This window comes from Sphingomonas sp. Leaf23 (assembly GCF_001421585.1).
Taxonomy (GTDB): Bacteria; Pseudomonadota; Alphaproteobacteria; order Sphingomonadales; family Sphingomonadaceae; genus Sphingomonas.
The window spans coordinates 148,512-168,651 of sequence record NZ_LMKR01000004.1; the positions used below are offsets into that span (position 1 = coordinate 148,512).

The 20,140-nt window shown below is 68.3% G+C and carries 21 protein-coding genes; 14 read left to right on the forward strand and 7 right to left on the reverse strand.

The annotated features are described in order from the left end of the window. Positions 1-29 precede the first annotated feature (29 nt). From ASE67_RS13110 to ASE67_RS13120, 3 genes are read right to left on the reverse strand one after another with little or no spacing between them, the layout of a single operon-like run. The gene (locus ASE67_RS13110; RefSeq protein ID WP_055762118.1) at positions 30-575 is read right to left on the reverse strand and encodes a Smr/MutS family protein; all 546 of its coding nucleotides are present in this window, start codon (positions 573-575) and stop codon (positions 30-32) included. Beyond that, positions 556-1,842, reverse strand: coding sequence for a murein transglycosylase A (gene mltA / locus ASE67_RS13115; RefSeq protein WP_235511902.1), 1,287 nt, complete (start codon positions 1,840-1,842; stop codon positions 556-558). The genes ASE67_RS13110 and mltA overlap by 20 nt, the downstream gene beginning before the upstream one ends. Positions 1,843-1,862: 20 nt before the next feature. After that, on the reverse strand, positions 1,863-2,507 hold the full coding sequence (locus ASE67_RS13120) for a Tim44/TimA family putative adaptor protein (protein ID WP_443025579.1): 645 nt from the start codon (positions 2,505-2,507) through the stop codon (positions 1,863-1,865). A gap of 180 nt (positions 2,508-2,687) precedes the next feature. On the opposite strand from ASE67_RS13120, the gene secB reads away from it, so the two are divergent. The 4 genes from secB to ASE67_RS13140 all read left to right on the forward strand — a co-directional run bounded on the left by secB (position 2,688) and on the right by ASE67_RS13140 (position 7,557). After that, positions 2,688-3,188, forward strand: coding sequence for a protein-export chaperone SecB (gene secB / locus ASE67_RS13125; protein ID WP_055762125.1), 501 nt, complete (start codon positions 2,688-2,690; stop codon positions 3,186-3,188). Positions 3,189-3,217: 29 nt separating this feature from the next. Then, on the forward strand, positions 3,218-4,798 hold the full coding sequence (gene murJ, locus ASE67_RS13130) for a murein biosynthesis integral membrane protein MurJ (protein WP_055762128.1): 1,581 nt from the start codon (positions 3,218-3,220) through the stop codon (positions 4,796-4,798). A 17-nt stretch (positions 4,799-4,815) separates the two neighbouring features. Next, positions 4,816-5,820, forward strand: a complete 1,005-nt coding sequence (gene trpS / locus ASE67_RS13135) for a tryptophan--tRNA ligase (RefSeq protein ID WP_055762131.1) — start codon at positions 4,816-4,818, stop codon at positions 5,818-5,820. Between the two features lie 66 nt (positions 5,821-5,886). Next, positions 5,887-7,557 carry an alpha-D-glucose phosphate-specific phosphoglucomutase gene (locus ASE67_RS13140; protein ID WP_055762134.1) on the forward strand — a complete coding sequence of 557 codons (1,671 nt, stop codon included), beginning with the start codon at positions 5,887-5,889 and terminating at the stop codon, positions 7,555-7,557. A 191-nt stretch (positions 7,558-7,748) separates the two neighbouring features. Here the strand turns inward: ASE67_RS13140 and dnaA are convergent, their stop codons facing one another. From dnaA to mutM, 3 genes are all read right to left on the reverse strand, one after another. Further along, positions 7,749-9,203, reverse strand: a complete 1,455-nt coding sequence (gene dnaA / locus ASE67_RS13145) for a chromosomal replication initiator protein DnaA (protein WP_055762137.1) — start codon at positions 9,201-9,203, stop codon at positions 7,749-7,751. A gap of 442 nt (positions 9,204-9,645) precedes the next feature. Then, complete coding sequence (gene rpsT / locus ASE67_RS13150) at positions 9,646-9,909, reverse strand: 30S ribosomal protein S20 (RefSeq protein ID WP_055762140.1); 264 nt, start codon at positions 9,907-9,909, stop codon at positions 9,646-9,648. 93 nt (positions 9,910-10,002) lie between these two features. Continuing rightward, complete coding sequence (gene mutM / locus ASE67_RS13155) at positions 10,003-10,815, reverse strand: bifunctional DNA-formamidopyrimidine glycosylase/DNA-(apurinic or apyrimidinic site) lyase (RefSeq protein WP_055762143.1); 813 nt, start codon at positions 10,813-10,815, stop codon at positions 10,003-10,005. Positions 10,816-10,907: 92 nt separating this feature from the next. Between mutM and ASE67_RS13160 the strand changes: the two genes are divergently transcribed. From ASE67_RS13160 to ASE67_RS13200, 9 genes are read left to right on the forward strand one after another with little or no spacing between them, the layout of a single operon-like run. Continuing rightward, complete coding sequence (locus tag ASE67_RS13160) at positions 10,908-11,639, forward strand: class I SAM-dependent methyltransferase (RefSeq protein ID WP_055762146.1); 732 nt, start codon at positions 10,908-10,910, stop codon at positions 11,637-11,639. 52 nt (positions 11,640-11,691) lie between these two features. Beyond that, a complete protein-coding gene (gene ubiB, locus ASE67_RS13165) occupies positions 11,692-13,224 on the forward strand; it encodes a 2-polyprenylphenol 6-hydroxylase (protein WP_055762148.1) in 1,533 nt (510 codons plus the stop codon). After that, entirely contained in the window at positions 13,221-14,309 is a 1,089-nt protein-coding gene (locus ASE67_RS13170) for a hypothetical protein (protein WP_055762151.1), read from the forward strand. The genes ubiB and ASE67_RS13170 overlap by 4 nt, the downstream gene beginning before the upstream one ends. Next, entirely contained in the window at positions 14,306-15,484 is a 1,179-nt protein-coding gene (gene coaBC, locus ASE67_RS13175; protein WP_055762154.1) for a bifunctional phosphopantothenoylcysteine decarboxylase/phosphopantothenate--cysteine ligase CoaBC, read from the forward strand. Before ASE67_RS13170 ends, coaBC begins: the two co-directional genes overlap by 4 nt. Beyond that, positions 15,471-16,289, forward strand: a complete 819-nt coding sequence (locus ASE67_RS13180) for an alpha/beta fold hydrolase (protein ID WP_235511904.1) — start codon at positions 15,471-15,473, stop codon at positions 16,287-16,289. The genes coaBC and ASE67_RS13180 overlap by 14 nt, the downstream gene beginning before the upstream one ends. Continuing rightward, positions 16,286-16,723, forward strand: a complete 438-nt coding sequence (gene dut, locus ASE67_RS13185; RefSeq protein WP_055762160.1) for a dUTP diphosphatase — start codon at positions 16,286-16,288, stop codon at positions 16,721-16,723. Before ASE67_RS13180 ends, dut begins: the two co-directional genes overlap by 4 nt. Further along, positions 16,720-17,166: a hypothetical protein gene (locus ASE67_RS13190; RefSeq protein WP_235511905.1), complete on the forward strand. Its 447-nt coding sequence runs from the start codon at positions 16,720-16,722 to the stop codon at positions 17,164-17,166. The genes dut and ASE67_RS13190 overlap by 4 nt, the downstream gene beginning before the upstream one ends. Beyond that, positions 17,163-17,912 (forward strand): HesA/MoeB/ThiF family protein, encoded by a 750-nt coding sequence (locus ASE67_RS13195; protein ID WP_055762163.1) that lies wholly within the window; start codon positions 17,163-17,165, stop codon positions 17,910-17,912. The genes ASE67_RS13190 and ASE67_RS13195 overlap by 4 nt, the downstream gene beginning before the upstream one ends. After that, a complete protein-coding gene (locus ASE67_RS13200) occupies positions 17,900-18,235 on the forward strand; it encodes a DsrE family protein (protein ID WP_055762164.1) in 336 nt (111 codons plus the stop codon). The genes ASE67_RS13195 and ASE67_RS13200 overlap by 13 nt, the downstream gene beginning before the upstream one ends. 31 nt (positions 18,236-18,266) lie before the next feature. Here ASE67_RS13200 and galU read toward each other — a convergent pair whose 3' ends face one another. Continuing rightward, complete coding sequence (gene galU, locus ASE67_RS13205; RefSeq protein ID WP_055762887.1) at positions 18,267-19,130, reverse strand: UTP--glucose-1-phosphate uridylyltransferase GalU; 864 nt, start codon at positions 19,128-19,130, stop codon at positions 18,267-18,269. 128 nt (positions 19,131-19,258) lie between these two features. On the opposite strand from galU, the gene ASE67_RS13210 reads away from it, so the two are divergent. Further along, positions 19,259-20,041 (forward strand): metallophosphoesterase family protein, encoded by a 783-nt coding sequence (locus ASE67_RS13210; RefSeq protein WP_055762169.1) that lies wholly within the window; start codon positions 19,259-19,261, stop codon positions 20,039-20,041. The last annotated feature ends 99 nt before the right edge of the window (positions 20,042-20,140 follow it).

A 20,140-nucleotide genomic window follows, 5' to 3' on the forward strand; every position in this document is an offset into this window, starting at 1 on the left:
CGGCACATGCCGGAGCCTCCCTTTCGCGTTTAGCGCGCCGCTGGCCGCCGCAGGATCAGGTACAGCGCCCCCTGCCCGCCATGGCGCGGATGCGCCGGGCGGATCGAGGCCACGCGGTCGGCATGCCGCCCCGCCAGAATCCAGTCGCCCACCGCCGCGCGGATCGCACCGCGCGCGTGCGGCCGTTCCGACTCGGGGCGCGGCGGTTTGCCGGTCACCAGCAATAGCACCCGGTCACCGCGCTGGATCGCGCGGGCCAGCCCCTGGTCGAGCAGCAGGTGCGCCGACTGCAACGTGTGGCCGTGCAGGTCGATCGTCGATTCCGGGCTGACCAGCCCGCGCGACAGCCGCCGGTCCCAGCTGGCATCGAGCGTCGGCCCCGGCGTGCGCGCCTTGGCCGGCGCGGGCAGCACGGCGGCCGGACGCGCCCGCACCGGCTTGGGCGCAGGCGCACCGTGCTTCTCCATCGGCGTCGGCGCAACGGCGACCGGGCGCGCGGCGTGCAGCGGCTTTACCGCCGCGACCACCCGCGCCCACAGCGCCGCCTCGCCCGGATCAAGGCGTCGCCCGGCCACCCGCAATCCGTTGGACGGTGCCGACCGGCAATAGCAGGAACGCGGTGCCGCGCGCGCTCATGCCGCCGGCGATCGCCCGTGCCTCGTCGCCAGCACCCCAGAACGTGTCGAAGCGGTTGGTGCCCTTGATCGCGCCGCCGGTATCCTGCGCCACCCACAGTCCGCTGGCATCGGTGCGGTCCATCGACAGGAACACCGGCGCGCCCAGCGGCACGAACCGGGTATCCGCCGCGACGCTCGCCTGTCCCGTGACCGGCACGCCCAGCGCGCCCAACGGCCCCGCCCCGGTCAGTTCGCGGAAGAACACGAAGCTCTTGTTCTCGCGCATGATCGCACGGCCCTGTTCGGGGTTCGCGCGCAGCCACGCCATCAGCCCCTGCATCGACGCCTGTCCGGGCTGGACCAGCCCGCGGTCGCGCATCAGCTTGCCGATGCCGGTATAGTCGCGGCCATTCTGCCCGGCATAGCCGATGCGCATCACGCCGCCATCGGGCAGGCGCAACCGGCCCGAACCCTGTACCTGCAGGAAAAACATCTCGACCGGATCGGCCGCCCACGCGATTTCGAGGCCCCGCCCGGCCAGCGCGCCATCCTCGATCGCGGTCCGGTCGAAATACGGCACGAAGGCCTTGCCATCGACCCGCCCGCGAATCTTCTTGCCCTTGAGGTCTGGCGAGAACAGGCCGAGATCCGCCTCGACCAGATCGCCGGGCACGCCATAGATCGGCGTTTCATAGCCGCTGCGACGGGTCCGCGAGCCGTGGATTTCGGGTTCGTAATAGCCGGTGGCGAACGCCTTGCCGTCACCGACCTGCGCGGTTTCGAACCATTGCGCAAAGAACGCGCGCGCCGCGCCTGCGGAGACCCCGCGCGCGGCGTCGCATGCGGCCTGCCAGTCGGCCGGTCGGGTCAGCCCGGTCGGATCGGCCTTGCGCGTGACCGAGGGGCAGCTGATGCGGAACGCCGCCAGCGCGCGGGCGGCGACGTCCTCGGGGATCGGCAGGCTGGCGACCGGCGGCCCGGCGACGATCCCGGCGGCGAGCGCTGTGGTTGCGCCGTCGACGGCTTCCGTGCCGGTGATCGGCGGCAACGGCACCGCAGCGGTCGGCTGTCGCACTGGCAGGGGCCGGGTGGGCGTACCCGGTGTCGCGATTGGACGTTCATACGCATCCCGTTCGGGTGCCGGTCGCGATGCCGCGCTTTCCGCGCCGCGCGGCACGATCGCATTCGAACAGCCGGCCAGCAGCAGCGCGGCGAATGCCGCCATCCCCCCCTTGTGCATCGCCGTCAGGCTTCGTCGGTGTCAGCGAGCTTCCAGTTCGGATCGCTGCTCTTGAGCACCCGCAGGAACGTCCACACGTCATGCGTCTCGACCGCATCCGACAGCGACCCGGCAATCATGTTGCCGTCGGCATCGCGGGTGATCGCGGCGATATCGGCATCGAAGCGCACCGCGACGCGCGCCACGCCACCTTCAACCGACGCTTCGGTCACGACCGCGCGCTCGATCGACACCAGCCGGTTTTCCAGCGTCTGGCCCGCCGCATTGCGATCGGCAATCGCCTGCGCAAAGGCTACGCGCACATCGCGCTCGGTCAGCCATTCCAGCGTCGCCTCATCGCCCTTCCAAAAGGCTTCGAGGATCATGCGATAGGCCGACTTCGCCCCTTCGACGAACTGCGCCACGTCGAACGTCGGGTCGGCGGCGATCAGCGCACGCAGGCCGGCTTCGGCACCGCTTTCGACATGGCGGGGGCCCAGCACGCGCGCTTCGGGCGTCACCTCGATCGGGCGGGCGACGGGCGGCGTGCCGATGCGTTCCTCGGCCGCGCGCGGCAGGGGTTCATGACCGGTACGCTTGCCCAGTACGGCATAGAGCCGCATGGCCAGAAACGCCGCGATCATCGCGAGCAGGACGACAAAAACCACCATGCCTTCACTTCCTTCCGTCGACCGGACATAGGACCGATCGGGCGCGGATACAAACGCTGCGGCGGCCATCTGTTTCGCCGGGTGGGTCGACCCGTTGAATCGCGGTCCTGCCGCTGCTAGTCCGCGCCATCTTAACGCGGCAAGCGCCAAAGCTTTCCGCCGTAGCGGACAGGAACTACCATGGAAGATCAGAACGACGCCACCGGCATCGACGCCTTTGCCAATGGGGACGACAGCCAGCCGTCGGTCAACGTCATCACCCAGTACGTCAAGGACCTGTCGTTCGAGAATCCGAACGCGCCGGGCGTGTACCAGGTGCCGGGCAGCCCGAAGCTGGACGTGCAGTTCAACATCGGCGCCAACCAGGTCGGCGACGACGTGCACGAAGTCGTGCTGAAGATTGAGGCGCGCGCCGAGATCGAGGACCAGGTGATGTATCTGGTCGACCTGTCGTTTGCCGGGCTGTTCGGCCTGCGCAATATTCCGGCCGAGCATCTCCAGCCGTTCCTGCTGGGCGAAGCGCCGCGCATCCTGTTCCCCTTCGCCCGCCGGGTGCTGGCCGATGCGGTGCGCGATGGCGGCTTCCCGCCGCTGATGCTGGAGCCGATCGACTTCGCGCAGCTCTACATCACCCAGGCCGAACAGCAGGCCGGGATCGGCGAAGTCGCCGGCCACGCCTGAACCAGACCGGGCAGGCGCGGGCTAATCCCATGAAGCTGGCGAAATCGCTGGGATCGGTTGGCGGGCTGACGCTCGCCAGCCGGGTGCTGGCGCTGGGACGCGACTCGCTGCAGGCGACGTTCGTCGGCGCCGGGTTCGCGTCCGACGCGTTCTTGGTCGCGTTCCGCCTGCCCAACATGTTCCGCGCGCTGTTCGCCGAAGGGGCGTTCAACGCCGCCTTCGTGCCGCTGTTCAACAAGAAGGTGGCGGAGGGCGATGCGGCAGCCGAGGGCGAGGGGCTTGGCGTCGCCATCGCCTTTGCCCGCGACGTGCTGTCGGTGCTGCTGCCGGTGCTGGTCGCGGCGACCGTCGTGATGCTGATCGCCGCATGGCCGCTGACTTGGGCTTTGTCGGGCGGGTTCAACGATCCGACGCCCGATCAGTTCGCCTATGCGGTCACGCTGTCGCGGATCACCATCCCGTATCTGCTGCTGATCTCGATCGTGTCGCTCCTCGGCGCGATCCTCAATTCGCTCGACAAGTTCTGGGTGAATGCCGCCGCCCCCATCCTGCTGAACATCGCGATGGTCGCCGGCCTGCTGTTCTTCCACGGACCCGACCCCTATGCGACCGCCCGCGTGCAGGCATGGGCGGTGACGGTGGGCGGCGCGCTGCAATTGGGCTGGCTGATGCTGGCCTGCCGCCGCGCCGGGGTATCGCTGAAGCCTCGCCGCCCGCGCATGACCGATGATGTGCGCGCGATGCTGAAGCTGATCGTTCCCGCCGCCGCCGGGGCGGGGGCGATGCAGTTCAATCTGGTCATTTCGACCGCGCTGTCGGGCAAGCTGCTCGATGCCGGATCGATCTCGTACATCTATTATGCCGACCGCCTGAACCAGCTGCCGCTGGGACTGATCGGCATCGGGCTGGGCACCATCCTGCTCCCCACCATCTCGCGCCAGCTCAGCCGCAAGGACGATGCCGGCGCCATGGATACGCAAAATCGGGGCATCGAACTGGCGCTACTGCTGACGCTGCCGGCGACCATCGCGTTCCTGACCGTCGCCGAACCGATCATCCGCGCGCTGTTCCAGCATGGCGCGTTCGGCGCGGACGACACGATCCGCTGCGCCCAGTCGCTCGCCGCCTTCTCGCTCGGGCTGCCGGCCTATGTCCTTATCAAGGTACTGACGCCCGGCTTCTATGCGCGACAGGATACGCGGACGCCGGTGCGGTTCGCCTTGTGGTCGATCGGGGTCAACATCGTCCTCAACCTCGCGCTTATCCCGACCGTCGCCCATATCGGCCCGCCGCTGGCGACCGCCGTCGCGGCATGGGTGAATGTCGCGATGCTGTATGTCACGCTCAAGCGGCGCGGGCATTTCGCGCTCGACCGGCAGCTGACCCACCGCCTGCCGCGCTTCGCCGTTGCCGCGCTGCTGATGGGCGCGGCGCTGTTCTTTGCCGATGGTCTGGTCGCACCGTGGACGACGGGGGCGGTCGTTACCCGCATCCTCGGCATGGTCGCCCTCGTCGGCGCGGGCGCCATCGTCTACGGCCTCGCCTGCCTTGCCACCGGAGCATTCCGGCTGGCCGATCTTCGCGCGCTGCTCCGGCGGCGTGCCGCGTAACCTTTAGGAACCCTGCAATGCGTGTCGTCTCCGGCATCCAGACCACCGGCAATCTCCATCTCGGCAATTATCTGGGCGCGATCCGCAACTGGGTGCGGTTGCAGGACCGGATGGGCGCGGACGATGTGTGCCTGTTCTTCCTCGCCGACCTCCACGCGCTGACCGTGACGCAGGACCCGAAGGAGCTGGCGTCGAACACGATCGAGATGGCGGCGACCCTGCTGGCCGCCGGCATCGATCCCGATCGCTCGATCCTGTTCAACCAGGCGCGTGTGCCCGCGCATAGCGAGCTGGCGTGGATATTGGGCGGCACGGCGCGGGTCGGCTGGCTGAACCGCATGACCCAGTGGAAGGACAAGGCCGGCAAGAACCGTGAAGGCGCCAGCGTCGGGCTGTTCACCTATCCGGTGCTGCAGGCCGCCGATATCCTGGCGTACAAGGCGACGCATGTGCCGGTCGGCGAGGACCAGAAACAGCATCTCGAGCTGGCGCGCGATATCGCCACCAAGTTCAACCTCGACTTCGGGGTCGAGCTGTTCCCGCTGCCCGAACCGATGATCCCCGAGGATACGCCGCGCATCATGAGCTTGCGCGACGGTACCGCGAAAATGTCTAAGTCCGACCCGTCGGATATGAGCCGCATCAACCTGATCGATGCAGACGAGCTGATCGCGACCAAGTTCCGCAAGGCGAAGACCGACCCCGAGCCGCTTCCGTCCGAGGTCGCTGGCCTTGCCGAGCGGCCCGAGGCGCGTAACCTCGTCACGATCTATGCCGCGCTGTCGGGCGGGACGTCGCAGGACGTGCTATCGCAGTTCGGCGGGCAGGGGTTCGGCGCGTTCAAGCCGGCGCTGGCCGATCTGGCGGTGGCGAAGCTCGGGCCGATCCGCGACCGGCTGGTGGCACTGCTGGATGACCGGGCGGCGGTCGGTGCGACGCTGGCCAAGGGCGCGGCGAAGGCCGAGGCACTGGCCCGCCCAACCCTGCGCGCCGCACAGGACGCGTTGGGGCTTCAAGTCTGAATTTTTGTTTTATGGATGAACGGTAATACGGTCAGTTGCTGCTGGCCGTATACGACCCTGCACATTATGCGTGCAGCATTGCTCACCCAACAGGGGACGCCGTTCGTGACCAGCACCACCGTCGACACCACGCCCTTTACCGACCAGAAGCCCGGCACCTCGGGCCTGCGCAAGAAGGTGCGGGTGTTCCAACAGACGCATTATGCCGAAAATTTCATCCAGTCGGTGTTCGACGTGGTCGAGGGCAAGGACGGCGCGACGCTGGTGATCGGCGGCGACGGCCGTTACCTGAACCGCGAGGTCATCCAGACCGCGATCCGCATGGCCGCCGCCAACGGCTTCGCCCGCGCCATCGTCGGACAGGGCGGCATCCTGTCGACCCCCGCTGCCTCGAACGTCATCCGTACGCGCAGTGCGATTGGCGGCCTCGTCCTGTCGGCCAGCCACAATCCCGGCGGCCCGGACGAGGATTTCGGGATCAAGTATAATGTGTCGAACGGCGGTCCGGCGCCGGAGAGCTTCACCGACGCGCTCTACGCCCGCACGCTGGAAATCGACCGCTACGTCATCAGCGACGCGACCGGCATCGACCTCGACACGCTAGGCGAAACTCAGGTCGACGGCATGACCGTCGAAGTGGTCGATCCCGTCGCCGCCTATGCCGAATGCATGGAGGGGCTGTTCGACTTCGCCGCGATCCGCGACCTGATCGCCGGCGGCTTCCGCTTGTCGTTCGACGCGATGAGCGCGGTGACCGGGCCGTACGCGACCGAAATCCTCGAACGCCGCCTCGGCGCCGCGCCGGGTACCGTCGTCAACGGCACCCCCCTGCCCGATTTCGGCGGCCATCACCCCGATCCCAACCTCGTCCACGCCCACGAATTGTACGAGCGGATGATGGGCGACGACGCCCCCGATTTTGGTGCAGCGTCGGACGGTGACGGCGACCGCAACCTCATCATCGGCCGCGGCATCTTCGTGACGCCCTCGGACTCGCTCGCCGTGCTGGCGGCCAACGCCCACCTCGCCCCGGCCTACAAGGACGGTATCGCCGGCATCGCCCGCTCGATGCCGACCTCCGCCGCCGCCGACCGCGTGGCGCAGGCGCTGAACGTGCCGCTGTACGAGACGCCGACCGGCTGGAAGTTCTTCGGCAACCTGCTCGACGCCGGCCTCGTCACCATCTGTGGCGAGGAAAGCGCGGGCACCGGATCGAACCATGTCCGCGAAAAGGACGGCCTGTGGGCGGTGCTGCTGTGGCTCAACATCCTTGCCGTGCGGCGTCAGCCAGTAGCGGAGATCATGGCCGACCATTGGGCACGCTATGGCCGCAACTATTATGCGCGGCACGATTATGAGGGCGTGGAGCAAGCCGGGGCCGATGCCCTGGTGGCGTCGCTACGCGATCGGCTGGCGACGCTGCCCGGCACGACGATCGGCGACCTGACGATCGCCGAGGCCGACGACTTCGCCTATCACGACAGCACCGACGGATCGGTCAGCCGCAAGCAGGGCATCCGCATCCTGTTCGCCGACGGATCGCGCATCGTGTTCCGCCTGTCGGGCACCGGTACGCAGGGCGCGACGCTGCGCGTCTATATCGAGCGCTATGCGCCGGTCGACGGCGACCTGGCACAGCAGACCGGCGACGCGCTGGCACCGCTGGTGGCAGCGGCGGAAACGCTGGCGTCGATAAAGTCGCATACCGGACGCAACGAACCGGACGTCATCACGTAAGACGGATATCGGCGGGGTGAGGGAGATCCTACCCCCCCCCCGCCCAATCCGTTCGGTTCGAGCAGCTGCGAGCTTGTCGAGAAGCGTCCGTCGAGAACGCCCCCTTTGGGGCAACCCCTTCTCGACTACGGTTCTCGACAGGCTCGAACCTGCGCTCGAAGCCAACGGGATAGTGTAAGTAGGAAGTACGCTCAGCCTTCGAGCGAGCGCATCAACGTGCGCACCGCGCTGTCGATCTCGCGATCGACCCCGCGCAATTCCTCGATCCGGCGCACGGCGTGGATCACGGTCGAATGGTCGCGATTGCCGAACTTGCGGCCGATTTCGGGCAGCGAGCGGGTCGTCAGCCGCTTGGCAAGGTACATCGCCACCTGCCGCGGCCGCGCGATCACCTGTGCCCGGCGTGCCGAGATCAGGTCGAGCTGCTTCACCTCGAAATGCGCCGATACCGCGCGCTGGATATCGTCGATCGTGACGCGCTTCGCCGGCCCCGCCAGCATCTCACCCAGCGTCGCGTGCGCGAACGCCATGTCGATCGTCTCACCGGTGAGCGAGGCATAGGCGACGAGGCGGTTGAGCGCCCCTTCCAGCTCACGCACGCTGCCGCGAATCCGCCCGGCGAGCAGGTCGATCACGTCCTCGGGCACCGGCGTGCCGGGAACCTCGGCCAACTTGGCGGCAAGGATTTCGTGGCGCAGCTCCGTCTCGGGCGTCTTGATATCGGCGACCAGGCCACCGCCCAGCCGCGACAGCAGCCGCGGATCGATCCCGTCGAGCAGCGCCGGCGAACGATCGCAGGCGATCACCACCCGCTTGCCCGCGTCCATGAACGCGTTGATCGTGTGGAGGCATTCCTCCTGCGTCGCGTCCTTGCCGGCGACGAACTGCAGGTCGTCGATCATCAGCAGGTCGACGCCACGCAGCTTCGCCTTGAAGCTGTGGGTGTCGCGGGCGCGCATCGCCGCGACGAATTCGAACATGAACCGCTCGGCCGGCAGATAGACTGCGGTCGCCGCCGGATCGGCCTCGAGGAACGCATGGCCGATGGCGTGCATCAGGTGCGTCTTGCCCAGCCCCGTGGCGCTGTGGAGGAACAGCGGGCTGAAGCGCGGCACACCCGGTTCGGCCAGCGCCTTGGCCGCGTTGAACGCAACACGATTCGACGGGGCGACCACGAACCGGTCGAAGCGATAGCGCGGGTCGAACGCAGGGCGCTCGGCCGGCGCGCGCTGCGACACGGCGGGCAGCGGCGCGGGCGCAGCGGCCGCAATCAGCGGCAGCGGTGCATCGGCCGGGGCCGAGTCGAACAACGGCGCGGGAGGAACGATTCGCGTGGGCAAGGCAGTGGCGGTTTCGACGACGACGTCCCGGACCTGGGGCAGATGGGCGCGGAATTCATGCGCCAGCCGCTCGGCATAATGGTTGCGGACCCAATCGGTCATGAACGCCGATGGCAGCGTCAGGCGCACCACGCCGTCGCCATCGGGCGCGACCAGCTCCATCGGCTTCAGCCAGCGGTCGAACAGGCGCTGTCCGGCGGACACGCGCAGGTTCTGGCGCACGCGGGCCCATGCCGCCGCAACCTCCACCTGTTCATGATCCACCGGTATCGTCACTGGCAAAAACTCTCCCGCGCCGGGAAGCATGCTTCCCGACCGCCCTTGGTCCGTCGTCTAAAAATCCCCCCTCGACCGCGCCGAAGCATCGGTCGCACGCAAAGATTCGCGCGGGCCCCGGATCGCCACAAGGGCGTCGGGGAGTGCTGTTTAGGAACCGGAACGCGCTTCGATCAAGTCATCAAACCGAAATAAAGACGGTTGACACGCCCCCAGCCGCAGAAATGCGTCGATTTTCTTTTTTCGTGTTTTTAATCAATATCTTAACGTGAATCGGCCGAGCTGAATCGCGGGAATCCACGGATTTCCGCCATTTCCCGACAGCATGATTCGATGCACGCAGGCGGAACCAAATTTCCGGGCCCTCCGACCCCGCCGGCACCCGCCCCGAACGGCAGCGGACACACGCAGAAAACCCCGCCGGCAGGGTCGCCGACGGGGTGTCATGCTTGCCGCCAATGGCGTCAGCGGATCAGGCGATCGCGCCGACTGCCTTGGTCAGGCGTGCGAACTTGCGGCTCGCGGTGTTCTTGTGCAGCACGCCCTTGGCGACGCCACGGGCCAGTTCCGGCTGCACGTTCGACAGCGCGGTGGTGGCCGCTTCGCGGTCGCCGGCGACGATCGCTGCTTCGACCTTCTTTACGAAGGTACGGATGCGGCCAACGCGCGCACCATTGATTTCCGCACGACGCGCATTGCGCCGGATACGCTTCTTCGCCTGTGGCGTATTCGCCATGCCGTCCTCGACTCTCGCAAATGATTGGTGCCGATCGAGCAGATCCCGACCGGAGAAGGTGCGCCCCTTAAACGGTCATCGCGCTCCGGTCAACTATCGCTGGCAGGTTCGGCACCAGAAGGTGGAGCGTCCGCCATCCACCCGGCGCTCGACGATACCACCACAGGGGCACACCTCGCCCTCGCGGCCATATACCCGGAATTGCTTGGAAAAATAGCCGAGTTCACCGTCCGGCCGGGCATAGTCGCGCAGGGTCGATCCGCCCGCCTCGATCGCCGACAGCAGCACCGCGCGAGTCGCATCGACCAGTGCGGCGAGTCGTTCTGGCGCGATCTGCCCGGCCGGGCGGGTCGGGGCGATTCGCGCGACGTTCAGCGCCTCGCAGACATAGATATTGCCCAAGCCAGCGACGATCCGCTGGTCGAGCAGCAGCAGCTTCACCGGCGCGATGCGTCCGGCAAAGCGGCGCTCGAGATGCTCGGCCGTGAAATCGGGACCGAGCGGCTCCGGCCCCAGCGCCACGAACGGCGGCCATGCGGCGACCTCCGCGGTCGGTAGCAGGTCGACCGATCCGAAACGGCGCGGATCGTTCAGCACCACCTGCCGCCCCGCCGCCGTTTCCAGCACGAGGTGGTCGTGGGCCAAAGGTTCGGCGGGGTCGACCCGCCAGCGCCCCGACATGCCGAGGTGAAAGATGAAGCTGTCGCCGCGATCGGTGTCGATCAGCCCGTATTTGGCGCGGCGCGACAGGCCGGTGACCGTCGCCCCGGTCAGCCGCTGGCCCAGATCGACCGGCATCGCGCGGCGCAGGTCGGGACGATTGGCAATCACGCGGGTCAGCCGCTGGCCCCGCAGGACGGGAGCGAGGCCACGGACGGTGGTTTCGACTTCGGGCAGCTCGGGCATGGGGTCCAATCGATGGGGACCGGTACGTCCCTGACTGTAAAGAAAGCTAGGTTCGGTTTGCCCCCGCCACAAGGCGCGGCTAGGGCAGACGCATGAACGACACGGTATCCTTCGGTTACGAAGACGTAGCCCCCGATGAAAAGACGCGGCGCGTCGGCGATGTGTTTGCGAGCGTGGCGGCGCGCTACGACCTGATGAACGACGCCATGTCGGGGGGCATGCACCGGTTGTGGAAGGACCGGTTCGTCGCGCGGGTAAAGCCGGGCAAGGGCGAATCGATCCTCGACATGGCGGGCGGCACCGGTGACATCGCGTTCCGCATGGCCAAGCACGGCGCGAACATCACCGTCGCCGACATCAACCCGGCGATGCTGGGCGTCGGCATGGAACGCGCGGAAAAGCGCAAGATCGGCGGCCTGCTCTGGTCCGAACAGAATGCCGAGACGCTGGATTTCGCCGATCGCAGCTTCGATGCGTACACGATCGCGTTCGGCATCCGGAACGTGACCGATATCCCGAAGGCGCTGCGCGAGGCGCACCGCGTGCTGAAGCGCGGCGGGCGGTTCTTCTGCCTCGAATTCTCGACCGTGACGTGGCCGGGCTTCGCCGATGTCTATGACCAGTATTCGCACAAGCTGGTGCCCAAGCTCGGCAAGCTGCTGGCGAATGACGAGGACAGCTATCGCTACCTGATCGAATCGATCCGGCGCTTCCCCGACATGCCGACCTTCGAACGCATGATCGGCGATGCAGGCTTCATCCGCACCCGGGTCGAACCGATCATGGGCGGGCTGGTCGCGATCCATAGCGGGTGGAAGATTTGATGCCGAAGGCATCGAACCCCCGCGCAGGCGGGGGTCCAGGGCAAAAGGCCGCATGACGTCCACCCTCACCCATGGCTGGCGCATCCTGAAATGGGGGCGCACGCTGGCGCGGCACGGCGCGCTGATCGATATCGAGCGCAACCCGCGCACGCCCGCGCGCCTGCGCCGCGTGGTGCGGCTCGCCCGACTGGGCGCGCGCGTGCCGAAAACGCCGCGCTATGCCGAGGCGTTCGCCGCGCTCGGCCCCGCCGCGATCAAGCTGGGGCAGACGCTCGCCACCCGCCCCGATCTGGTCGGCGAAGCCGTCGCGCAGGACCTGCTGAGCCTGCAGGACGCGCTGCCGCCGCTGCCATGGGACGTGGTGCGTCCGGCGATCGAATCGGGTCTCGGCCAGCCGATCTCCGCGCTGTTCGCCTCGATCGAGGAAACGCCGGTCGGCGCCGCCTCGATCGCGCAGGTCCACCGCGCGATCACCACCGATGGCCGGCAGGTCGCGGTGAAGGTGTTGCGCCCGGGGGTCGAGGCGCAGTTCTTCGACGCGATCGACACCTATGAATGGGCCGCCGCCCGGCTGGAGACGATGGGCGGCGAGCTGAAGCGCCTGCGCCCGCGCCTCGTCATCGAAACGATGAAGCGCTGGACCGCGCGCGAACTCGACCTGCGCCGCGAAGCTGCCTCCGCGTCGGAACTGTCCGACAGCATGGAGGCCGAGCCGGACTTCACCGTCCCCGATATCGACTGGCAGCGCACCACGTCAAAGGTGCTGACGACGCAGTGGATCGACGGCATCAAGCTGTCGAACCGCCCCGCGTTGGTCGCCGCCGGGCACGACCTGAATGCCATGGCGACGCGGCTCGTCCGCGCGTTCCTGCGGCAGGCGATCGCCGACGGCTTCTTCCATGCCGACATGCACCAGGGCAATCTGTTCGCGCTGCCCGACGGGCGCATCGCCGCGATCGATTTCGGGATCATGGGCCGGATCGACCGGCGCGCGCGGGTGTGGCTGGCGGAAATCCTCTACGGTCTCATCACCGGCGATTACAAACGCGTCGCCGAGATTCACTTCGAGGCGGGCTATGTGCCCGCGCACCATAATGTCGCCGAGTTCGCGACGGCGCTGCGTGCGGTGGGCGAGCCGATGCGCGGGCTGGCGGTCAAGGACATGTCGGTCGGCATGATGCTCGATTCGCTGTTCAACATCACCCGCGATTTCGACATGCAGACCCAGCCGCATCTGCTGCTGCTGCAAAAGACGATGGTGATGGTGGAGGGGGTCGCCACCGCGCTCGATCCAGACATCAACCTGTGGGAAACGGCGGCGCCGTTCGTGCGCGGCTGGATTCGCGACGAGCTGGGGCCGGAAGCGATGGTCGCCGACCGGATTATCACCGACCTGCGCACCTTTGCCCGCCTGCCCGACCTGCTGCGCAATATCGAGGCGCGCTATCCCGCGCCCGGTGGTGCCCCGCCCTCCCCGCCGCTGCCCGATATCGCGGTGGTCAAGGTCGGCGGCGGCTGGCGTTACGGGCTGGTCGCACTGGCCAGCGGGGCGGCGGGCGCGGCGCTGGTGCAGCTGCTGGGATGATCCGGCCGCGGCCGCCGCTGTGGCTGTCGTCGCCCAGCCGGTTCGCGGGATTGCGGCCGATATCGGCGCTCGTCCTGCTGCTCCTCGGGGTCGCGCTGCTGCTGACCGCATGGATGCGCCCGGTCGAGGATGTGGGCGCGCGCGGACAGGGTGATCTGGGCCTCTATGGCGCGGTGGTCGATGGGGTCCGGCGCGGCGACGATTATTACGGCGTGGTCGCGACCGAATTTCGCGCGGCGGGCTATCCGCTGCGTCCGTTCACCGCCGTCCGCCTGCCGACGCTGAGCGTGGTGCAGGCGGCGTTGCCCGACAGCGTGTCGGTCGTGCTGCTGGTACTGCTCGCCGCCGCTACCGGCTTTGCCTGGACCCGGCGGATCGGCGACTGGTTCGGTCGCGGGCCGCCGCGCATCACCGCACTGTTCCTGCTGGCAGGCGGCATGGTCGCCTTCGTCCAGCCGTCGCTGGTGCAGTTTCACGAATTGTGGGGCGGGCTGCTGGTCGCATGGTCGCTGGCCATCCGGCGGGAGGGCCGTTGGATCGAGGCGGTGGCGCTGGCGCTGTGCGCCATGCTGATCCGCGAGACCGCCGCGCTCTATGCCATCGTCATGCTCGTCGCGGCGCTGATCGAGCGGCAACGGCGCGAGGCGCTGGCATGGGGCGCGATCCTGTTGCTGTTCGTCGCCATCCTGTCACTGCACGCGCGCGCGATCGCGATGGTCGCCGGGCCGCTGTACGCGGGCGCCGGCGGCTGGGGCGGCTGGCACGGCCCGGCGCTGTTCGCATCGGGCATGGCGCGATCGACCGCGCTCACCCTGCTGCCCTGGTGGTTGGGCGCGCCGATGGCGATGGTCGCGCTGGTCGGCTGGGCGGCGGCACCGGGGGCGCTGGGCGTGCGTACCGCCGCCGTCTTCGGCGCGTTCGCGCTGCTGGTCGCACTGTTCGCACGCACCGACAGCTTTCATTGGGTGCTGATCGTTGCGCCTGCCTATCTGGTCGGCATGGCCTTTTTGCCCGACGCCCTGCGCGATCTGACGCGCACCTTGCTCGACAGGCGGCGCGTTCGGGTGCAGAGGATCACGCGATGACACGCATATTGCTGATCGTCGGTGGGGGCATCGCCGCATACAAGGCGTGCGAGCTGATCCGCCTGCTCCGCGGGGCCGGGCACAGCGTGCGCTGTGTGCTGACCGATGGCGGCGCGCAGTTCGTGACGCCGATGACGCTGGCGGCGCTCAGCGAACAGCCGGTCCATACCAGCCTGTGGGACCTGAAGGACGAGGCGGAGATGGGCCATATCCAGCTCAGCCGCCAGGCCGATCTGGTCGTGGTCGCACCCGCCACCGCCGACCTGCTGGCGCGGATGGCGGCGGGCGTCGCTGACGACTTGGCCACCACCCTGCTGCTCGCCACCGACAAGCCGGTGCTGGCGGTGCCCGCAATGAATGTGCGGATGTGGCAACATCCCGCGACCATCCGCAACGTGGCGACGCTGCGCGGCGACGGTATCACCGTACTCGACCCCGACGAGGGCGCGATGGCGTGCGGCGAGTTCGGCCCCGGCCGCCTGCCCGAACCCATCGCGATCGTCGCGGCGATCGAACGCATGGCCGCGCCGACCGCGCCGAAGACGCTGGCCGGGCGGCATGTGCTGGTCACCGCCGGGCCGACGCATGAGGCGATCGATCCGGTGCGCTATCTCGCCAACCGGTCGTCGGGGAAACAGGGGTTCGCCATCGCCGCCGCCTGTGCCGCGCGCGGGGGGCGGGTGACGCTGATCGCCGGGCCGGTGACGCTGCCGACCCCGCCGGGCGTCGATCGGGTCGATGTCGAATCGGCGCGCGACATGGCCAACGCCGTGGCGCAGGCGCTGCCCGCCGATGCGGCGGTGATGGTCGCGGCGGTCGCCGACTGGCAGGTGGAGGCCGCCCCCTCCAAGCTGAAGAAGGGCGATGGCCCGCCGGTGCTGACGCTGCTGCCCAATCCCGATATCCTCGCGATGCTCGGCAGTTCCCCCCGCCGCCCGCGCCTGCTGATCGGCTTTGCAGCCGAAACCGACGACGTGCTGGTCCATGCCGCGGCCAAGCGAACGGTAAAGAATGCCGACTGGATCGTGGCCAACGATGTGTCGCGCGATGTGATGGGCGGCGACCGCAATACCGTCCATATCGTTACGGCCGACGGGGTCGAACATTGGGCCGATGCGCCCAAGCACGACATCGCCGGCCGACTGGCCGACCGGATTGCCGATGCGCTGGCATAGCCCCCTGCTGTTCCTCGCCGCCGCCGTGGCCGGATGCGCCCCCCATGCGACGGCTCCGTCGGCCGTGGCGCTGGCCGGCCAGGAGTTCGGCCCCGGTGCGGCGCGGGACGTCCGTACCCTCGTCATCGTGCTGCACGGCGATGGCGAGGGCGAGGTGCCGGCATCGTTCGCGGGATCGGCGCAGCATCTGGCCGATGCCATCCCGTCCGCTCATGTCGTCGCGCTGCTGCGACCGGGCTATCACGACGCTGCCGGCAACCATTCGCCCGGATCGCGCGGCGGGACCGGAGGCGATGCCTATACCGCCGACCGGATCGCGGTGGTGGCCGACACGATCAAGGGCTGGCGCGCCCGCTATCCGCAGGCGCGCAGCATCCTGATCGGCCAGTCGGGCGGAGCGGCGATGGCGGCGGCGCTCGCCGGCCTGCGGCCCGGTCTGGTCGATGGCGTCGTGCTGGCGGGATGCCCGTGCATGCTGCCCGAGTGGCGCAAGTTCCGCGCGAAGCAGGGGCATGCCGGCTTCGCCGCGCCGGTCACCAGTTTCGATCCGCTGATGACGGTCGGCGGGGTGGCGCCGGTCACCCGTGTCGCGCTGCTCGTGGGAGCCGACGATGGCGAGACGCCGCAACGCTTCTCGCGCCCCTATGCCGAGGCGCTGGCGCTGCGCGGCATCGCTACCGATTATCGCGTGCTGCCCGGACGCGGACATGACCTGCTGGACGATGCCGACCTGATCGACGCGGTGCGCCGCATGTCGGCCGATCCGGCGCCGGTACCGCCCCGAAACGCTGTGGTGACCCCATGATTGCGCTCCAGATCCTCCGCCTGCCCCATGGTGTCGACCTGCCGCTGCCGGCCTATGCCACCGCCGGTGCGGCGGGGATGGATGTCGTCGCGGCCGAGGATGTCGACCTTGTCCCCGGCGCGCGCCATGCCGTCGCCACCGGCTTCGCCATCGCGATTCCGGAGGGGTATGAGGTGCAGGTCCGCCCGCGCTCCGGACTTGCGCTGAAGCACGGTATCACGTGCCTCAACACCCCCGGCACGATCGACAGCGATTATCGCGGCGAGGTGAAGGTGATCCTCGCCAATCTGGGCCACGAGCCGTTTCGCGTGGTGCGCGGCGAACGCATTGCGCAGATGGTGCCGGCGGCGGTCACCCGCGCGAACTGGCACGTGGTTGACACGCTCGACGATACCGCGCGCGGCGCCGGCGGATTCGGGTCGACCGGACGATGATCCCGTTCGCCCTGCTCGGTCTGACCGCGCAGCTGGCGCAGGGTACGCCGCTGGTCCCGCCCGTGCCGGTCGCACCGCCACTGGTGCCGGTGCCACTGGCACGCTCGCCGATCGACTGGCAGGCGCTGCCGCCGCTCCCCTATCGCCGGACGCCGCGCCCGACCGCGCAGATGACGGCGTTCGTCCAGTCCGAACTGCGCCGCGCCAGTTGCCCCCGTCCCCTGCCGGTTAGCGGACGCGCGCAGCTGCAGGTCGATGTCGCGGTGCTGATCGGCGAGGATCATGTCGTGCGCGCGACCATCCCGCGCGCGATCGATTGTCCGACCGTCGAACAATATGCCGCCGGTCTGGTCATCAGCTATGCGCGCGGCAATCTGGTCCCGCGCTTCGTCAGCCCCGGCAACTGGTATCGCGCGGTGCTGCTGTTCGATTGGGTCGAATGAATTTTTCCGACGCCGAACTCGACCGCTATGCCCGCCACCTCGTGCTTCGCGAGGTCGGCGGCGCGGGACAGGCCGCGCTGAAGGCCGCACGGGTCGTGGTCATCGGTGCCGGCGGCATCGGATCGCCCGCGCTCCAGTATCTCGCGGCGGCGGGGATCGGCACGCTGGTCGTGATCGATGACGATCAGGTCGATGCCAGCAACCTGCAACGCCAGACGCTGTTCGGCGACACCGATATCGGCACGGCGAAGGTCGCGGCGGCGGCGACGGCGATCGCGCGGATCAACCCGTTCGTGACGGTCGAGCCGCACCGCGTCCGGATCGATGCCGCCAACGCCGCCGACCTGCTGGCGGGGGCGCAGGTCGTGCTGGACGGCTGCGACAATTTCGCCACCCGCCTGACCGTCGCCGATGCGGCGCTGGCCGCCCGCGTGCCCCTGGTATCGGCGGCGGTCGGACAGTTCGAAGGGCAGCTGGGCGTGTTCCGCGGCTGGGAACCGCAGCTGCCCTGCTATCGCTGCTTCGTGGGCGACGATCCCACCCGCGCCGATGCCAGCTGCGCCGACCAGGGCGTGCTCGGCGCGCTGACCGGGATCATGGGCAGCATGGCCGCATTGGAAGTGATGCGCGCGATCGTCGGTTTCGGCGACGACACGGCGGGCAAGCTGCTGATCGCCGACCTGCTGGCTTTCCGCTTCCGTACGCTGACCCTGCCCAAGGACCCCGGCTGCCGATGCGCGGGCTGACGATCGTTGTCGCCGGTGCCGATCCCGACCGGTTGCGCGCCGCACTGACCATGGCCTGCGCCGCCGCCGCGCTGGGCGGTCGGGCGCGGGTCTATCTGCACGAGGCGTCGGTCGGATTGCTGGCGGGCAGCGCGCCCGCGCCGGGCGGCCTGCCGGATCTGACCGAGTTGCGCACCATCGCGGCGGAGAGCGGCGTCGAGCTGTTCGCGTGCCAGACCGGCTTGGCGCTTGCCGGGCTGTCGGCGGACACGCAAAGGGTCGCGGCAGGCGGTCTGATCGACCTGCTCGCGACCCTTCAGGACGACCGGCTGGTCACCCTGTAGCGGCGGAGGAAACAAGCCCCCGCCCCGTGGCTCAGTTGGCCAGTGCTTCCTCGGCGAACGCCCGCACCGCCGGACCGATGTCCGCGCGCGCCAGCGCCAGCGCGATGTTCGCCTGCACCCAACCGGCCTTGTCGCCACAGTCGTAGCGCTTGCCGTCGAAGGTGAAGCCGTGGAACGGCTGGTTCCCGATCAGCTTGGCCATCGCGTCGGTCAGCTGGATCTCGCCACCGGCGCCCGGCTCCTGCGAATCGAGGATCTGCATCACTTCGGGCTGCAGGATGTAGCGGCCCGGGATCATCAGGTTCGACGGCGCCTTGCCCTTGGGCTTTTCGACCAGCGCGGTGACTTCGGTCAGGCGACCGTCGGTCTTGCCCGGCGAAATGATGCCGTACTTATCGGTTTCGCTGTCGGGCACTTCCAGCGCACCGATCACGTTGCCGCCGACCTGGTTATAGGCGTCGACCATCTGCTTCAGGAAGCCGCCGACCATCAGCTCGTCGGGCAGCAGCACCGCGAACGGCTCGTCACCGACGATCTCGCGCGCGCACCACACCGCATGGCCGAGGCCCAGTGGCTCCTGCTGGCGGACATAGACCGGCGAACCCGGCTTCTGGCGGATGCCCTCGATCAGCGCCATCGACTTGCCGCGTGCCTTCATCGTCGCTTCCAGTTCGTAGGAAACGTCGAAATGATCCTCCAGCGCGCCCTTGCCGCGGCCGGTGACGAAGATGATCTGTTCGATGCCGGCTTCCAGCGCCTCTTCGACCGCATATTGGATCAGCGGCTTGTCGACGACGGTCAGCATTTCCTTCGGCATCGACTTCGTGGCGGGAAGAAACCGCGTGCCGAGACCGGCGACCGGAAAGACTGCCTTGCGTACCTTCTTGATCGTCATCGCTTCCATCCCAAATTTGCTGCACTGCAATAGAACGTCATCGACCGGCTGGCAAACGCGTTTCGCCCCGCGCCGCCACCCGGTTCATTGATCGTGCAGCCCCTTTGGCATAGAGGCGTTAGAATATCATGGTCTTCTCCAAGTTATTTCGCCGGGCCGCCGCACCTGCGCCCCGCATTGCCGATGGCCGCGTCGTTTATGCGATCGGCGACATCCATGGACGGCTCGATTGCCTGGAGGATCTGCTGGCCCGGATCGACGCCGATCCGGAGCGTGGCGACCGGCGGGTGACCCTCGTCTTCCTCGGCGACCTGATCGATCGCGGCCCCGATTCGCGCGGCGTCGTCGAACGGGTGATGGCGCTGTGCGCCGCGAGCGAGGACGTCCATTGCCTGTGCGGCAATCATGAGGAATTGTTGCTGGAGGCCGCCGCCGGGTCGCGCCAGGCGCTCGGTATCTTCAACCGGGCCGGCGGCCGCGAAACCGTGCTCAGCTACGGCGTCGACGACGCGACCTATGAACGCGAGGATTTGAAGGGCGTCCAGCGCCTGATCCTTGACCATGTACCGGCCGCGCATCTCGATTTCCTGCGGACGCTGCCGGATCGGATCGTCATCGACGATTATGTCCTGGTCCATGCCGGCATCCGCCCCGGCGTCGCGCTGGACGATCAGAAATCCTCCGACCTGCTCTGGATCCGGGCCCCGTTCCTCGACCATCATAGTCGTCACGAACGGTTCGTCGTCCATGGCCATACCGTGACCGAGGAACCCGATGTCCGTAGCAACCGGATCGGGATCGATACCGGCGCCTACCGCACGGGACGGCTGACCGCATTGGTGCTGGCGGGCGATTCGTACCGGTTCCTGACCACCGCCTGCCCGGAGGGCAGCGGCGCCAGCGTCGACTGATCTGGCGGGACGTGCCGTCCGCCATCACCGCAGGCTAAACATCGTCCCCAGCGCGCTACGCATCGCCGGCAGGGCGCCCAACGAAAAAGGGCGCCCCGT

Excerpts from the sequence above, each read along its gene's own strand:
- mltA (WP_235511902.1), bottom strand. The coding sequence starts at position 1,842 with ATGGCGGCATTCGCCGCGCTGCTGCTGGCCGGCTGTTCGAATGCGATC.
- ASE67_RS13120 (WP_443025579.1), bottom strand. The coding sequence starts at position 2,507 with ATGGTGGTTTTTGTCGTCCTGCTCGCGATGATCGCGGCGTTTCTGGCC.
- secB (WP_055762125.1), top strand. The coding sequence starts at position 2,688 with ATGGAAGATCAGAACGACGCCACCGGCATCGACGCCTTTGCCAATGGG.
- murJ (WP_055762128.1), top strand. The coding sequence starts at position 3,218 with ATGAAGCTGGCGAAATCGCTGGGATCGGTTGGCGGGCTGACGCTCGCC.
- trpS (WP_055762131.1), top strand. The coding sequence starts at position 4,816 with ATGCGTGTCGTCTCCGGCATCCAGACCACCGGCAATCTCCATCTCGGC.
- ASE67_RS13140 (WP_055762134.1), top strand. The coding sequence starts at position 5,887 with ATGCGTGCAGCATTGCTCACCCAACAGGGGACGCCGTTCGTGACCAGC.
- dnaA (WP_055762137.1), bottom strand. The coding sequence starts at position 9,203 with ATGCTTCCCGGCGCGGGAGAGTTTTTGCCAGTGACGATACCGGTGGAT.
- rpsT (WP_055762140.1), bottom strand. The coding sequence starts at position 9,909 with ATGGCGAATACGCCACAGGCGAAGAAGCGTATCCGGCGCAATGCGCGT.
- mutM (WP_055762143.1), bottom strand. The coding sequence starts at position 10,815 with ATGCCCGAGCTGCCCGAAGTCGAAACCACCGTCCGTGGCCTCGCTCCC.
- ASE67_RS13160 (WP_055762146.1), top strand. The coding sequence starts at position 10,908 with ATGAACGACACGGTATCCTTCGGTTACGAAGACGTAGCCCCCGATGAA.
- ubiB (WP_055762148.1), top strand. The coding sequence starts at position 11,692 with ATGACGTCCACCCTCACCCATGGCTGGCGCATCCTGAAATGGGGGCGC.
- ASE67_RS13170 (WP_055762151.1), top strand. The coding sequence starts at position 13,221 with ATGATCCGGCCGCGGCCGCCGCTGTGGCTGTCGTCGCCCAGCCGGTTC.
- coaBC (WP_055762154.1), top strand. The coding sequence starts at position 14,306 with ATGACACGCATATTGCTGATCGTCGGTGGGGGCATCGCCGCATACAAG.
- ASE67_RS13180 (WP_235511904.1), top strand. The coding sequence starts at position 15,471 with ATGCGCTGGCATAGCCCCCTGCTGTTCCTCGCCGCCGCCGTGGCCGGA.
- dut (WP_055762160.1), top strand. The coding sequence starts at position 16,286 with ATGATTGCGCTCCAGATCCTCCGCCTGCCCCATGGTGTCGACCTGCCG.
- ASE67_RS13190 (WP_235511905.1), top strand. The coding sequence starts at position 16,720 with ATGATCCCGTTCGCCCTGCTCGGTCTGACCGCGCAGCTGGCGCAGGGT.
- ASE67_RS13195 (WP_055762163.1), top strand. The coding sequence starts at position 17,163 with ATGAATTTTTCCGACGCCGAACTCGACCGCTATGCCCGCCACCTCGTG.
- ASE67_RS13200 (WP_055762164.1), top strand. The coding sequence starts at position 17,900 with ATGCGCGGGCTGACGATCGTTGTCGCCGGTGCCGATCCCGACCGGTTG.
- galU (WP_055762887.1), bottom strand. The coding sequence starts at position 19,130 with ATGACGATCAAGAAGGTACGCAAGGCAGTCTTTCCGGTCGCCGGTCTC.
- ASE67_RS13210 (WP_055762169.1), top strand. The coding sequence starts at position 19,259 with ATGGTCTTCTCCAAGTTATTTCGCCGGGCCGCCGCACCTGCGCCCCGC.